Genomic DNA, 15,791 nt, shown 5'->3' on the forward strand with positions numbered 1-15,791 from the left:
GTAAAATTACACAAGTAATTCAATAGAAGCTGGCTTTAGCCCGTTCAATAAAAATAAAATAAGATCCATCGGCTTTAGCCAAAATTTAATATAAAATCTTAAACCACAAAAGTCACAAAAGTTTTTGAACACTTAAGTTATTTCTAAACGACGACTAACTGTTTGAGAAGTACACCTAAGTTCTGAAAATCTTTGATTTTCTTCTTAAGTGTACTTCTTTTATGTAATTTTTTAAGCTTACTTAAGTGAACTAAAGTGTTAGTAAAATAAACTTTTGTAATAAAACAAAAAGCTATTGAATACATTCATCAAAATACCGATTATCACTATTTCATTATGCTGCATATTTTCATGCAAAACACAGCATTTTGAAACTCCTGAATATGGAAAAAATGAAACGGAAAAAGCCCTTAAGATTAAGAAGGTTCATAATTTCCGGACGGTAGGCAATATTAAAAATACTGAAGGAAGAACTCTAAAGGAAGGAATGTTTTATAGAAGTGCCCATCTGCATAAACTTAAAAAGAAATCCTTTGATGAGTTTGGAAAACTGGGTATTGCTGAAATTATAGATTTAAGGAATTCAAAAGAGATTTCTGATAGTCCGGATCATCTTCCAAATGGGATTACTTATAAAAAATATTCAGCTTTTGAAGATGAAGGTGATCAGTTGTCACAGGCCCGAAAATTGGTTTTGAAAGGAAAAGTGAATGCTTCTGATGCAGACAAAAGAATGATCGACTTCTACCGTGAATATGTAACCGAAAATCCGGGAACAATAAAAACTATTATTACAGAAATCCTGGAATCTGGAAAACCTATTCTTTACCACTGTACTGCAGGTAAAGACAGAACAGGAATTGTTACTGCCTTAATTTTAACTATATTAAAGTTTGATAAAGAAACCATTTATAATGAATATCTTTTATCCAATAACTTCAGGAAACCATTGGTAGAGAAAAGACTTCGATTGGCCAATAACTTACATTTCCTCTATCCGAAAATGGATTTACAGGTTTTGGAAAAACTCAGTTGGGTAGAAAAAAGATACCTTGATGCGGCTTTTGAAGAGATTGATAAAAAGTATGGCTCTACAGATGCTTATATTCAGCAGGTATTAGGTATTTCTGAAATCAAAAGAGAGGGATATATTCAAAAGTTTACTTACTGATTATCAGGGGTAAATTTCTCTAAACAACAATATTGTTGTTTTATTTAAAATTATAATAATTTTAACACCTAAAAATCAAACTTTTTTAGCAATTTTGCATTTCTTAATTCACTTGTTTAGAAATGAAAATAAAGTACTCGGAACTTATTGATCAGACATTATATTTTCCTACGGAGGAATTTAATGTTTCTGAGAACAATTTGTTGTTTCACGACGTTCCATTAATGGACGTAGTTGAACAATTTGGCACTCCGCTAAAGATTAGCTATCTGCCGAGAATTTCTCAAAATATTCAAAAAGCCAAAAGCTGGTTTAAAGAAGCTTTTGAAAAAATTGAATATAAAAAGAATTACACCTACTGTTACTGTACAAAATCCAGTCATTTCAATTTCGTATTGGAAGAGGCTCTGAAGAATGATATTTCGATAGAAACGTCTTCTGCCTATGACATGGATATTGTAAAATCTCTTTATGAGAAAGGGAAGGTAGATAAAAACATTGAGGTAATCTGTAATGGATTCAAAACAGATGATTATCTGACCAATATTTCAGATATGATTAATAATGGTTTTGGAAACATTACTCCGATTCTGGATAATTACCGTGAACTGGATAAACTTACAGAAAGTATTGATTCTACCTTCAACATCGGGATCAGAATTGCTTCTGAAGAAGAACCAAAATTCGAATTTTATACCTCAAGATTAGGAATCGGGTATAAAGACATTATTCCTTACTACAGTCAGAAAATCGCTGAACACCCGAATGCAAGATTGAAAATGCTTCACTTCTTCATCAATACGGGGATCAAAGATACATCTTACTACTGGAACGAATTGTACAAATGTCTTCGTGTATATGCACGTTTGAAGAAAATTGCTCCTGAAGTAGATTCACTGAATATCGGTGGTGGTTTTCCAATCAAAACTTCTTTGAATTTTGACTACGATTACCAATACATGGTAGAGGAAATTGTTTCTCAGATCAAGAAATTCTGCGAAGAAGAAGGAGTGGAAGAACCAAACATCTATACTGAATTCGGAAGTTTTACTGTTGGAGAAAGTGGGGCAAACCTTTATAAAATCATTTCTCAGAAACGTCAGAATGACAGAGAAAAGTGGAATATGATTGATTCTTCTTTCATGACAACACTTCCAGATACATGGGCCATTTCAAGGCACTTTATCATGCTTCCGCTAAACCGTTGGGAAGATAGCTATGAAAGAGTGTTCTTAGGTGGGTTGACATGTGATTCAGATGATTATTATAACTCTGAGCAGCATACGAATGCTATCTATTTACCTGTTTTCAGTGATACCAAGCCTTTGTATATTGGATTCTTCCATACAGGAGCTTATCAGGAAACGATCGGAGGATACGGTGGTGTACACCATTGTCTGATGCCTCAGCCAAGACACGTCCTGATTCAGAAAGACGAAAACGGTGAGTTGCAATATGAAATTTTCCGTGAAAAACAGGAACCTGAAGATATCTTGAAACTTTTGGGTTACAAATAATATTGTTATCAATAGAAATGGGCTTTAGCCCATTTACAAAAAATAATAATTCCATTGGCTTTAGCCAAAACCTATAGAAAACGAAAGCTCTCAGAATTCTGAGAGCTTTTTTATTTAAAAATATTTTGAAACCTTATCCAATTCAAGGTCTTCATAATCAGAAACCACTGTATCAGCTAAAGTATAATCCTGATTTTTTGAATGCGGACTTCGGTAAGCTGCACAGAATATCTTAGCTCTGTGGGCAGCCAGAATTCCATTCGTAGAATCTTCAATCACCATACAATTTTCGGCCGGTTCACCTGCCATCTCAGCCGCCAGAAGGAAAACTTCCGGATGTGGTTTGGATTCCTTTAAATCGGCTCCACTAATTTTTCCGCTGAAATATTTTTCCAATCCGAATTTTTCAAACACCATATTGATGGTTGTCATTGTTGCAGAAGAAGCCAGGATAAGCTTAATGCCATTTTCATGATAATGCTGAATCAGGGTTCTTACTCCGGGAATCAGATCAAATTCATCATCATTGTAAAAGTAATCTTTGAAGTGAGATCTTTTGATTCCTGCAATGGATTCATAAGTATGATCTAAATTAAATTCCTTGATCAGAGTTTCGGAAACTCTTTTGGTAGAAGCTCCTGTGAAAGAAGTGTATAAATCTTCGGAAACTGCAATTTCCAATTCATCAAACGTTTTGAAATAGGCTTTTCTATGCAATGGTTCTGTGTCTACAATTACCCCATCCATATCGAAAAGAACAGCTTTTAAAGACATATAGTAAGTTTTACACAAAAATAACTTTTAAAATTTAAACATTAAAAGATTTTAAAAGTTAAAAACCGGAATGGAGGTTAAAAATTCATAACAAATATTTCATCTTATATAACTCAAGTACTATTTTGTATCTTTGCGGAATCATTTAATCTTTCAATCATTTAATTTTTTAATTAATAATTATATATGAAAACATACGCAGGAATTCCCGAGGAAAACGCAACGTTAGAGAATTCGAAAGTAATGTTGGTAACGGTTCCTTACGATGGAACTTCAACATGGGGAAAGGAGCTGATAAAGGCCCGGAATTATTCCTAGACGCTTCTGAAAATATGGAGCTTTATGACATTGAAACACAAACTGAGCCTTATCTTCAGGGAGTATATTTGGCTGGAGAAGTTTCTGAAAACTCTACTCCTGAAGCAATGACAGAAGCTGTTTATCAGAAAACAAAAGAGCTTTTGAACAACGAAGGGAAGGTATTTACTCTATTTGGAGGGGAGCACTCTGTTTCTATCGGTTCTATCCGTGCAGTAGGAGAGAAATTTGAAAACCTTACGGTTCTTCAATTGGATGCTCATACAGATTTACGTCCTGAGTTCCACGGTTCTACATCTAACCATGCTTGTGCAGTGTTTGAAGCGAATCAGAAACATAATTTAGTACAGGTGGGAATTCGTTCTATGGATGCTGAAGAAACTCAGTATTTACCGGAAGGAAGAGTATTCTTTGCTCATGAGATTGCTAACAATGAGAACTGGGTGAATGATGTGTTGGAAAAAGTTTCAGGAAACGTATATATTACGATTGACCTTGATGCTTTTGATCCTTCTATTGCTCCATCTACAGGAACTCCTGAACCAGGTGGATTACAATGGTACCCAACATTGGAATTATTAAGAAAAGTATTCGAAAAATGTAATGTAGTAGCATTTGATATTGTAGAATTAATGGATTCTCCAATGGCTAAGCCGACAGCTTTCCTTGCTGCTAAGCTATATTATAAAATGCTTGCTTATAACGATATTTATAACAACGATAACTAATATTCCGCAAGAATCGGATTTTTTCTGCCGTATATTCTTTGGAAATTTGTGAGGTAAAAATAATACAAAATGTCCACACAAAGTCAAATAGATTACAATAGAATTGCTAAAGCGATAGACTATATCCAAAGCAATTTCAGACTTCAGCCAAGTTTGGAGGAAGTGGCAGAGAATATTCACTTGAGTCCAGCTCATTTTCAGAAGATCTTCACCGATTGGGCAGGAACAAGTCCGAAAAAATTTTTACAGTTCATTAGCCTTGAACATGCTAAAAATTTATTGAAGGAAGAAAAGGCAAGTATTTTTGATACCGCTTATGAAACGGGACTTTCCAGTACAAGCAGATTGCATGATCTGTTTGTGAAAATAGAAGGAATGTCTCCGGCCGAATATAAAAACGGGGGAAAAAGCCTTGCTATTAATTATAGTTTTTCAGAAAGTCCGTTTGGAAATATCCTGGTAGCTTCTACAGAAAAAGGAATCTGCTATATGGCTTTTGAAAATGATAAAGAAACAGCATTAGGGAATTTACAGCATAAATTTCCTAATGCTTCTTTTTTTGAAAAACAGGACACTCTTCAGAAAAATGCATTGTCCATATTCGATAAAGACTGGACAAAGCTCAATACCATTAAACTTCACTTAAAAGGTACTGATTTCCAGTTGAAGGTTTGGGAAAGCTTATTGACTATTCCAATGGGAAAACTGTCTACTTATGGCAGTCTTGCAGAAAAAATAGGAAACCCTAAAGCCTCAAGAGCTGTTGGAACGGCAATTGGCAGTAACCCTGTGGCATTTCTCATCCCTTGTCACCGTGTTATTCAGTCTACCGGACATCTTGGCGGTTACCGATGGGGAAGTGATAGAAAACAGATGATTGTGGGCTGGGAAAGCTCACAGCTTTATTCGTAAAGATTTAAACCACAAAAGTCACAAAAGTTTTTTAGACACTTAAGTTACTACTAACTTGCTGAGAAGTTCACTAAAACCCTTGGAAATCTCTGACTTTTACTATAACCTCAGTTGAAGATGTAAACATTCCCATCCTTTGGAGAGGTAGCGAAAATTCAAAGAATTTTTGACGGGGTGGCCTTAGACTAAACCACATTTTCAAAAACATTACGTAATTTGTATTAGTAAAAAACAAAAACAATGCTCAGCCTGTTTGATGAAACACCAGATTATCCTTTAAGCTTATTACCCAATGACGGAACGGTCTTATACTATGGAAAAGTCTTTTCAAAAGAAGAGTCTGATATCTACTATGATTATCTTTTCAATCAGATTCCCTGGGAACATGATGAGGCGATGGTCTTTGGAAAATTAATTCTTACCAAAAGAAAGGTAGCCTGGTTTGGCGAAAAAGCTTTTGAATATACCTATTCCAACAGAACAAAATATGCTAAGCCCTGGACTCCTGAATTGTTGAAATTAAAACAAAAATGTGAGGAAGTTTCAGGAGAAACCTACAATTCCTGTCTGCTTAATTTATATCATGATGGAAGTGAGGGAATGGCGTATCACAGTGATGGCGAAACCGATCTGAAAAAGCATGGAGCCATCGCTTCCCTGACTTTCGGTGCGGAAAGAAAATTTTTATTTAAGCATAAAACAACAAAAGAAAAGGTTGAAATATTCCTGGAAAGGGGGAGTTTGCTCATCATGAAAGGAACAACCCAGGAAAACTGGCTTCACAGGCTTCCACCTACTACCAAAGTGAAAACTCCAAGAGTAAATCTTACGTTCAGAACGATTGAAGAATAGAAAAACTCTTGCAGATTGAGCTGATCACACAGATTTATAACGTAATCATCTGCAAAATCCGCTTAATCCGCGCGAGCATAAAACAAAAAAACTTCTCATTTGAGCCGCATTTTTAATTATTTTTAAATTTTATCTTTAATCAAGTGAACCTTGACAAGGCTGTGTTACCAATTCAATCCTGCAAGAGATAAAAAACAAAAAAGCTGTTCATTCGAACAGCTTTTTCAATTTATTGCAATACATCAGCTTCAATAGAACTGTCACCGTAGACTTTAATAAATGCTTTGGTATAATCCTCCTTAGAAGCAAAATTCGGATTATCCATAAACTTCTGAGGATTCAGTGCAAAAAGCGGGAACCATGTGCTACTGATCTGAATCTGGATTTTATGTCCTTTTTTGAAAGTATGAACCACATCCTGAAGCCTGAAGTTGACCGCCGTTTTCTGATCAGGAACTAATGCTTCTCCTTTTTCTTTAGTATTTCTGAATCTCGCGGGCATAATTTCGCTTCTTACCATTTGATGGTAATTTCCATAGATCACACCGTCTTTCTTTTCAGTCGGTTTAAAATCTTCGGGATATACATCAATTAATTTTACAGCAAAATCAGCATCTGTAGAAGATGAAGAAATATTAAGTTTAGCCATAATCTCTCCAGCGAAGGCCATATCTTCTGTCAGTACATCTGTTGTAAATGTTAATACATCAGGTCTTCCAACAGCAAATCTCTGGTCTTCCGACATATAATTTTTTGGTGTAAACCCATTGAAATCTTTTAAATGATCTGAACTTAAAACCGGATTGTTTGGATCACTGTAATATTCAGAATATCCTTGTCCTGAGGTTTTCTTTAATGTTTTATCAGACAGGTAGAAATTTACTTTCTGAGCATTTTTAGGAGGGTAAGAAGCAAATTCTTTCCATTGCTTTGATCCTGTGTCATACATTAGAGCTTCAGGAAGTCCTGCATCTTCTTTGGTATTTCCTTTCAGGTAATGGCTAAAGAATTTTGTTTCTACATTTTTCTGGTAGTACGTGGCAATGCTATCTCCAAAATAAGTTTCACTGTGGAAGTGTTTCCCTTGTTCCTGAGACCAGCCACCGTGGGAAAATGGCCCCATTACAATTGTATTTTTAGCTTTTGGGCTTGTTTTTTCTATCGTTTTATAAATATTTAAAGGTCCTGAAAGATCCTCCGCATCAAACCAACCCCCAACAGTCATTACTGCATGATTGATGTTTTTCAGGTGAGGAAGAAGACCTCTCTTTTGCCAGAATTCATCATAGTTGGTATGATTCATAATTTCCGTCATAAAGAAATTATCCTTATAATATTTTTCATAACCATCTTTAAGAGTCCCCATATCTCTGTAAAACTTTAAACCATCTTCAGAAGTTTGTTTCACGAAGGAATCCATGTACCATGCTTTTTGTTCCGGTTTTGTTTTTTGAACTCCAAAAACAGGAAACGTTCTGAAATATCCTAGCATGAATCTTCCATTGTGAAGAAAATCATCATTCCAGAAATCGGAAATCGGTGCTTGTGGTGAAGAAGCTACCAATGCCGGGTGCTGTGCTAATGTTCCTACAGCAGTGTAAAATCCAGGATAAGAAGTCCCAAATTGTCCTACTTTACCATTGTTATCTTTAACGTTTTTCAAAAGCCAGTCGATGGTATCGTAGGTATCTGTGCTTTCGTCAACATCTTTTTTCGTTTTACGTTCTACCTGCGGAGTCATATTGGTGAAAGTTCCTTCACTCATATATCTTCCACGAACATCCTGATAGACGAAAATATATTTGTCTTTCATCAGGTAGGTGTTAGGCCCCACTTTTGTTTTATATTCATTTTCACCATAAGGAGCAATGCTGTAGCAGGTTCTTTGCATAAGAAACGGATATTTGTTCTTATTTGAAATATCCTTGGGAATATATACTGCCGTAAAAAGCTTGACACCATCACGCATTGTAATATAAAATTCTTTCTTGGTAAAATTATCTTTAACGAAATTGTCTTTTTGTTCTGCCTTCTGCGCTTTTCCAAAAACGAAAAGAAGAATGAATAAAACTGAAATATGGGTCTTCATAAGTAAAATTTGTGGCTAATTTAGAAATAAAAATACTTTCAGAGCATTTTCTCAGATGAATCTTCCTTAAAAAATGGATTTGTTTTTATTTTTTACCGTTTATTGTGGAATTTGTAATAGGAAGTTTTGTAATTCAGAGGATGGTAATATATGGAACTACCCTGTCGAGAATTCAAATGAGGTATTGTTAAAAATCGAAGATTTTCAGAAACTTAAGTGTACTTTTCAAATGGTTAGTAGGAGCTTAAGAAATAACTTAAATGTTCAAAAAAAATTGTGATTTTTGAGGTTGAAATTAAAAAAAGCCGGAACATTTCCGGCGATTTATAAAAATCCAGTGTTTATTTTTTTTTCGATTTTTTGCCTGCAAATTTATTCAGTTTCATACTCAGAGAAAACATGATATAGCGTTTCAAGATCAGATCTTCGCGGTCTTCAAAATAAGAATCGGTGATGGTTCTTTTTACACTTTGATTTTGATTCAGGACATCATAGACCTTTATTTTTGCTGTCAGCTGTTTATTATAGAATGAATATCCCAGGCTGGCATTCCAGAAATAGAAATCCTTTTTAAATCCGGGAGCAATATTCGAATTGGTGTTGTAAGAAAAATCATTTCCTATGAAAAACGCTTTTTGAAACAGATAATTAGTCATTTCAACCCTTAAAGATTGAGTGGTGGTATTTACTGTATTCACATTATAGTTGGTATAGTTTGAAAAGCTATATCCAAGGCTATAGGATGGTTTTATGGTAAATATATCTTTAATTTCATAATTCAGATTAAGCCCCGGATTGAAGTTATAGGCTCTGCTTTTGAATTGCTCGCCATTGATAAATCCATTATTATAATTATAATTCATCCCGAACCTTGGAGCAATTCTGAGTTTATGATCATTCCATTTAAAAGTTTTTGTCAAGCCAAAACTGAAACTGAGGTTTTTATTTCCACTGATATTGCTGTAAGTGATAATTTGCCTTCCGGAATTATCGTATTTGGAATAATTGATCACATCATTATTTCTATAGGTAAATCCAACCATAACATAATAATTGAGGTTCTTCACCATATTATAACTATTGAAAGCAATATTGGATTCGTTTGTCCATGTATTTTTAAGGTCCGGATTTCCGGTATTAGTAATAAGAGGATTGGATTCATCCTTAAAAGGAATGAGCTTTCCGGCATCAGGAATCGTGAAGCTGGAGGAGTTGGAGATAGTTAATGTTTGGCGATCAGCAAAAGAATATCTGAAATTGGTTGAGTACTTAGGAAGTACAAAGCTTTTCTGGAAATTATACAGCTTTCCATCAAAGACAGAATTGACATTCATATCCGAAATATCAGCATTGACAGTGGCCCAGAAACCGAATTTCTTTTTATAAAGATAGTAGGATAGTTCAGGAGAAAACTGATTCATTCTTTGATCCATACTGTTGGAGAGGCGACTGTTATATTGAGAATACTGCCCTGTAACAGGATCAAAATCATTGAAATCCTTAATGTCCTTTGATAATTTTGAGTTGTACTGCAGGGTGATGCCTATTGTGGCAGAATCTGAAATAGGTTCAGTATATTTTGCCATAAAACTATAGTTATTATCCTGAGAACGGGTTTTCTGTAGCTGATTACGGTTATCAGTGGTCATATCGGAGTCCTTATAAAATGTATTCAGTGACTGATTGATATTGTCATTATTCGATTCAGAAATAGTAGTATTGATCATGGCCATGATCGATCTGTTCTTTTTCTTGAAATTTTTGAAAAAATTAATATTAGGGCTGAAACTATTGCTTTCTCCTTTGGTTCGAGTAATGTTTTTACTTTCATTCAGGAGCTTATCATCCCTTAATGTTGAAGAGGTAGATTGCCCTGTACTCAATGTTTCTGATTTTGAAAATGAAGGAGCTATATAAATATTGGTCAACGAATCCAGTTTTATTCCTACTGAACTGTTAAAATTATATTGTTTTGATTCATTTTCATTACGGCTCTCAGAATCTGTTTTGAGCGTGAAATCGGGGAGAAGTGTCGTCTTTGAGGCTTTAGAACGGGTTTCGTTATCAGAATTTGTGTATTGTAAGCTGAGGTTTTCAAGATTGGCATCCTTTCCAAATTTGTCATTATAATTTAGTCCAAAGCTGCTGAACTTTTGAATTCCACCTCCTTGCCCTCCACTTGAACGTCCCATTGTATCAAAGATCTGGTCTCCGGAACTGCTCTTTGAATTGATGTTATTGGCAGACGCTAAAACACTGATTTTGGTATCTCCTTTAAAATAATTTAAGAATGTATTCCCTTCATATCGTTTGTCTGAACCATAACCTGCCAATATTTTGGAAATTAAACCTTTATTTTTCTTTTCGTCAATATTGAAATTAATCGTGGTATTTTGAGATTTTGGAGCTCTTTTACTAAGTTCTTCTTCTTTAGTCTTAGTCGTGGTAAATTGGATGTTTTTAATAATATCTGCCGGTAAATTTTGTAATGCCGTCTTTCCTTCTTTATCAAAGAATGGTTTTCCATTCACCATAATCTGGTCTACAGCTTTTCCATTGACGGTTATTTTCCCATCATTACCAATCTCTACACCCGGAATTTGTTTCAAGAGTTCATCAATTTGGCTGTCTGGGCGTACTTTAAGAGCAGAAGCATTAAATTCTATAGTGTCATTTTTTATTTTCACCGGAGAAACAGTGATCTTTACCTCATCAATTGTGATCACTTTCTTTTTTTCAAGTTCTATATCACCAAGCGATAATGACTTATTAATTTTTTCAAGTGCCTTTGAATAGGAGAGTTTTTCGGTGTCTATTTTTAGAAAAGAAGCCTCATTGACCTCATCAGTCTGTAATGAAAATTTACCTTCTTTATTACTTGATGTATAATTGATGATCGACGAATCTTTTGCTTTAAGCAGATATACAGTAGCATCTTCTACAGGTTTTTTTTCCGGATCGGATACTTTTCCGTCAATATATAGTCTTTGGGAATATACAATCAGGACATTGCATATCAAAAACAATAATAATAAGATTTTCTTCATTGAGCTTTCCAAAACGTAAAAATAAAAAAACATCCCAATATAGGGATGTTCATTAAGAATATTTCAAATTATTTTTTTATGAAATTATGCTCTCAAATATCTTGAGTATGCATATCCTTCCTGACCATCGGCAGTTTTTACTTTCCACCAGTCATCAGAAGTTTGCTCAATTAAAGTTACTGCAGAACCTTTTGCAGCTTTCCCTACTACAGCAGCTTCCGTAGAAGGTTCTTGTCTGATATTCAGATTAGACTCATCTGTAGCTACAGTAAGTGAAGCACCTGAAGTAAGACCTGCAACTTGTACATCAATATTGATATCTGAAGCAGAGTAAGTAGAATCAATAGCTCCTAAAGCATTCCATACTGCATCTTTTGCTGCTGTATTAGAAGCATCTCCGGAAACATATAAAATTCCGTCTTGTTCCTGAACTTGTAGATTTGAAATCCCAGCAGATTGAGCCGCTGAAACTACGCTTGAATATTTATCTTGTAATGTACTCATCTTAATTTAATTATTTTACTGTGTAGTTGAACTTAACTTTACCTACTTTTAAAGCATCTACAGACTGCTTAATTTTCTTAGCTTGTTCCTTAGAAACATTTCCTGTAAGGGTAAGCTCGTCATTGATTACTTCTACTTTTACTGTAGGGAAATCTTTTACTGCATCCTGAACTTTTTTCTGAACAGCAGGATCTACAGCAGATTTAGTTTCAACAGGTGCAGGTGCAGGAGTAACTTCTACTTTAGACATATCCATTACATCTTTTACTCCTTTAATTGCCTTTAATTGTGCAATCATAGCATCCTTAGATTGTTGATCCGCGAAAGTTCCGCTTAAGTGAGCCACACCTTCTTTTACTTCAACAGAAGCATTGGGATTAGAAGTTACTACAGTGGTAGCCTGAGTCTGAAGATCGGCATCAGAAACTTTCTTTTTGCAAGAAACTGCCCCGAAAGATACAGCTACAGCTAATGCAGCCATTGCGATAGTTTTTTTCATATTGTATATTTATTAATGTTGTTATACAATCAAATGTAATAATAAAATTTGTACCAAAAGAATAAAAATTCAATAAATGTTTCTTAAATTTTTTACAATATTTTCGGAACCAGAGATTTAATTTTTATGTTTCAGAAACTTAATATGGCCTTAACGTGATTAGAATAAAATATTCTGCCAATTCAAAAACCATTATATTTGCGCAAATTGAACTATATATATGAAAGGACAGAATAAACTTTTTATAGCAATTATCATCGCACTTATCCTGGGAGTAGGAATTGGAGGAATTGTACACGTGCAATATCCGGAAAGTGCAGAACCATTTTCCAAGAATATTAAATTATTAGGAACTGTTTTCATCAGGTTGGTACAGATGATTATTGCGCCTTTGGTTTTTACTACACTTGTGGTGGGAATTGCCAAAATGAGTGATATCAAAATGATCGGAAGAGTAGGAACAAAAGCAATGCTTTGGTTTGTCTCCGCTTCTTTGGTTTCTCTTTTTATCGGGCTAATACTTGTGAACTGGCTTGAGCCGGGACACGTAACTAAATTACCTGTTCAGGACGTTGCTTCAGCGGAAGATCTTTTGAAAAGCAGTAAAAGTTTTTCATTAGAAGATTTTGTAAAGCATATGATTCCTAAAAGTTTATTTGAAGCCTTTGCAACCAATGAAGTATTGCAGATTGTAGTATTTGCTATTATGTTCGGAGTTGCTCTGGCGAATTTAGGAGAAGAATATTCTAAGCCAGTAGTAAAACTTTTTGATATCATGGCTCATGGTATTCTTAAAATGGTAGGATATATCATGTGGTTTGCTCCTCTGGGAGTATTGGGAGCCATTGCTGCTGTAGTAGCGACTAATGGTTTTGAAATCTTTAAAGTATATGCCATTTATTTGAGAGACTTCTTCTTCGCATTGGGTGTACTTTGGCTGGTTCTTTTATTGGTAGGATATTTTATTTTAGGAAACAGACTATTTGATTTGTTAAAAAGAATCAAAGAGCCATTATTGATCGCATTCTCCACCACCAGTTCAGAAGCGGTATTCCCGAAATTGGTAGAAGAGCTTGAAAAATTCGGATGTAACAGCAGAGTTGTCTCTTTCATTCTTCCTTTAGGATATTCTTTTAACCTGGATGGAAGTATGATGTATATGACTTTTGCATCAATTTTTATTGCACAGATTTATGGGGTAGAAATGACAATTGGGCAGCAAATTACAATGCTTTTAGTATTAATGCTTACTTCAAAAGGGATTGCCGGAGTTCCAAGAGCTTCTTTGGTAATTATTGTAGCAACTTGTTCAATGTTCGGAATTCCTCCGGAAGGAATTGCATTAATCTTACCAATTGACCACTTCTGTGATATGGGAAGAAGTATGACCAACGTATTAGGAAATACCCTGGCTACCTCTGCAGTATCGAAGTGGGAAGGACAATTAACCGAACCGTTAGACAAAGTTTAGAAAATATGAGTTTAAAAAACTTAGAATCTTATAAAAGCCATATTGAAAAATATGGCTTTTCAATTATTAATAGAGTATTCTCCAATGAAGAAGTGGATCAAATAATTTGTGTTTTGGAGAATATAGATACCTCAAAAGAGAACTTTAGAAAATCCGAAGACCTGTTTGCCATAAGACAGCTTTTAAAAGAAATTCCGGAAATTAAAGACCTCATCTTTAATGATAATGTCAAAAAGATCATCAAGGAAATTTTTGGCGACCGATTTTTTGTGGTAAAGAGTATCTATTTTGATAAGCCGGAAACTTCTAATTGGTATGTTGCTTACCATCAGGATCTGACAATTTCCGTGGATAAAAAGCTGGAATTAACCAATTTCGGCCCCTGGACTACAAAACAGAATCAGTTTGCTGTACAGCCCCCATTGAATATTTTAGAAAACATCTATACAATAAGAATTCATCTTGATGAGACGGATGAAAATAACGGAGCTTTAAAAGTGGTTCCGAAATCTCACGCTAAAGGAATCTACAGACCGGAAACTATAGACTGGAGTGTAGAAACTGAAGAGATCTGTAAAGTAGAAAAGGGGGGCGTGATGCTTATGAAACCTCTTACGTTACATGGTTCAAACCGAACTACGAACGGAAAGAAGAGGAGAGTCATTCACATTGAATTTTCTGATATAGAGCTTCCGGAAGTTCTGCAATGGGCAGAAAGGATGGATTGGTAAATATAAAGCCCTTCGAACTTTCGAAGGGCTTTATATTTGACTTGAAAGGCTGAAGTAAACTATCTTGAATGAACCTTCATCTCTTTCATTACTATTTTACAGTGATTTCATCAACAAAGATATAAGTTTCGCCACCTGTTTTCTGGTGCCATCCCGGAAGTTTTCCCGCATAATAAGCTTTTACTTTAAGATATCTTGCTTCGGTAGGAAGAATTTCCGTGATGAAATTTTTAGTTTGTACTTTTTCATCTTTGGGATCAATATCATTTTCGATGGTATCCAGAAGAATAAAATCTTTAGCATTCATAGAGGCATAGTATTCTACTTTTTTAGGCAGCAGGATGTGGGCTTTGTTGTCCTGAAGATAAGTGGAGGAAATTTGAGTAATTTGAAGCGGGGATTGAAAATCTAGTATGGCTTCAAAATTTTGTCCCAGATACCCTTGCCAATCCCCTTTTTTCCAATCTATATCCCCTCTGATTCCATCGATTAATGCGAACCTTCCGGTGCCTATATATTGAGGATCAACTTTTGAAAGAGTGGTGATATCCCAATAATTGGGTCTTCTATTGAAATGAGCTGTTACTATCGAGCTTTTTTCTCTTTTCCTTTCCGTATAAGCTTGAACTTGTGTTGTTCTGCTGATGACGAAGGGCTTTTTATAAGTTGTGAATTTCTTTTTTCGGTTGGCATCATTGGCATCGAGGGTCATATAATAGATTTTATCACCTGGATTCTGTGGAATGATTTCAACTTTGGTTGAAAAATCAAAGATTCTGTCCGCTTTGATAGTTGGAGAAGCAATACTTTCCTGAATAGCAGATGTATCATGTTCGGTTCCAATCAAAGAATTAGTATGTTGAGATGAATTTTGTGCATTAATAATCTGGGTTATCAATAAAGACAATGCAAGCAGCCTTTTTTTCATGTTCTGATATTATGAATGCGTATAAATCAAGTACAGTACCAAATATGAAGAATGGGTGAGTGAAATTGAGAAAAAGCAGGCTAGAAGATGGGAGAGGAGGCTGGAAGTGCTGTTAGCCGATGAATAACTTTCAGTTTATTGATTGTAATTGCTTCACAAGTTTAGAAATTCGGTTAAAGAAATACCAGTTATAGTCGGACTTCAATAACTTTTCTCTTCCAGCTCCCAGCTTCCTTTATTTTTTTTAAAT

At 34.9% G+C, this 15,791-nt stretch carries 12 protein-coding genes and 1 pseudogene; 7 read left to right on the forward strand and 6 right to left on the reverse strand.

Features of this window, described 5'->3' with window-relative positions; genetic code table 11:
* The first annotated feature begins 295 nt into the window (after positions 1–295).
* Both QWZ06_RS05345 and QWZ06_RS05350 read left to right on the forward strand, forming a co-directional pair.
* Positions 296–1,171: a tyrosine-protein phosphatase gene (locus QWZ06_RS05345; RefSeq protein ID WP_290296241.1), complete on the forward strand. Its 876-nt coding sequence runs from the start codon at positions 296–298 to the stop codon at positions 1,169–1,171.
* Positions 1,172–1,293: 122 nt separating this feature from the next.
* Positions 1,294–2,688, forward strand: coding sequence for a type III PLP-dependent enzyme domain-containing protein (locus QWZ06_RS05350; protein ID WP_103248181.1), 1,395 nt, complete (start codon positions 1,294–1,296; stop codon positions 2,686–2,688).
* Positions 2,689–2,802: 114 nt separating this feature from the next.
* Here QWZ06_RS05350 and QWZ06_RS05355 read toward each other — a convergent pair whose 3' ends face one another.
* Positions 2,803–3,462: an HAD family hydrolase gene (locus QWZ06_RS05355; protein ID WP_290296246.1), complete on the reverse strand. Its 660-nt coding sequence runs from the start codon at positions 3,460–3,462 to the stop codon at positions 2,803–2,805.
* A 186-nt stretch (positions 3,463–3,648) separates the two neighbouring features.
* Between QWZ06_RS05355 and speB the strand changes: the two are divergent.
* The 3 genes and pseudogenes from speB (at position 3,649) to QWZ06_RS05370 (ending at position 6,272) form a co-directional block, all read left to right on the forward strand.
* Positions 3,649–4,508, forward strand: a pseudogene (speB, locus tag QWZ06_RS05360) (agmatinase).
* 69 nt (positions 4,509–4,577) lie between these two features.
* Complete coding sequence (locus QWZ06_RS05365; protein ID WP_290296248.1) at positions 4,578–5,420, forward strand: bifunctional helix-turn-helix domain-containing protein/methylated-DNA--[protein]-cysteine S-methyltransferase; 843 nt, start codon at positions 4,578–4,580, stop codon at positions 5,418–5,420.
* Positions 5,421–5,660: 240 nt separating this feature from the next.
* On the forward strand, positions 5,661–6,272 hold the full coding sequence (locus tag QWZ06_RS05370) for an alpha-ketoglutarate-dependent dioxygenase AlkB family protein (protein WP_290296249.1): 612 nt from the start codon (positions 5,661–5,663) through the stop codon (positions 6,270–6,272).
* A 229-nt stretch (positions 6,273–6,501) separates the two neighbouring features.
* On the opposite strand, the gene QWZ06_RS05375 is transcribed toward QWZ06_RS05370, so the two are convergent.
* The 4 genes from QWZ06_RS05375 to QWZ06_RS05390 all read right to left on the reverse strand — a co-directional run bounded on the left by QWZ06_RS05375 (position 6,502) and on the right by QWZ06_RS05390 (position 12,411).
* Positions 6,502–8,361 carry a CocE/NonD family hydrolase gene (locus tag QWZ06_RS05375; protein WP_290296251.1) on the reverse strand — a complete coding sequence of 620 codons (1,860 nt, stop codon included), beginning with the start codon at positions 8,359–8,361 and terminating at the stop codon, positions 6,502–6,504.
* Positions 8,362–8,702: 341 nt separating this feature from the next.
* Entirely contained in the window at positions 8,703–11,408 is a 2,706-nt protein-coding gene (locus tag QWZ06_RS05380) for an outer membrane beta-barrel protein (RefSeq protein ID WP_290296252.1), read from the reverse strand.
* Positions 11,409–11,492: 84 nt separating this feature from the next.
* On the reverse strand, positions 11,493–11,912 hold the full coding sequence (locus QWZ06_RS05385) for an SH3 domain-containing protein (protein WP_290296254.1): 420 nt from the start codon (positions 11,910–11,912) through the stop codon (positions 11,493–11,495).
* A 10-nt stretch (positions 11,913–11,922) separates the two neighbouring features.
* On the reverse strand, positions 11,923–12,411 hold the full coding sequence (locus QWZ06_RS05390; protein ID WP_290296255.1) for a BON domain-containing protein: 489 nt from the start codon (positions 12,409–12,411) through the stop codon (positions 11,923–11,925).
* Between the two features lie 220 nt (positions 12,412–12,631).
* Here QWZ06_RS05390 and QWZ06_RS05395 point away from each other — a divergent pair, with 220 nt between their 5' ends.
* Entirely contained in the window at positions 12,632–13,882 is a 1,251-nt protein-coding gene (locus QWZ06_RS05395; RefSeq protein ID WP_290296257.1) for a dicarboxylate/amino acid:cation symporter, read from the forward strand.
* A gap of 5 nt (positions 13,883–13,887) precedes the next feature.
* Positions 13,888–14,613: a phytanoyl-CoA dioxygenase family protein gene (locus QWZ06_RS05400; protein WP_290296260.1), complete on the forward strand. Its 726-nt coding sequence runs from the start codon at positions 13,888–13,890 to the stop codon at positions 14,611–14,613.
* Between the two features lie 91 nt (positions 14,614–14,704).
* On the opposite strand, the gene QWZ06_RS05405 is transcribed toward QWZ06_RS05400, so the two are convergent.
* Positions 14,705–15,541, reverse strand: coding sequence for an FN3 associated domain-containing protein (locus tag QWZ06_RS05405; RefSeq protein ID WP_290296262.1), 837 nt, complete (start codon positions 15,539–15,541; stop codon positions 14,705–14,707).
* Between the last annotated feature and the right edge of the window lie 250 nt (positions 15,542–15,791).

The sequence above is a fragment of the Chryseobacterium tructae genome, from assembly GCF_030409875.1.
Classification (GTDB): Bacteria; Bacteroidota; Bacteroidia; order Flavobacteriales; family Weeksellaceae; genus Chryseobacterium; species Chryseobacterium tructae.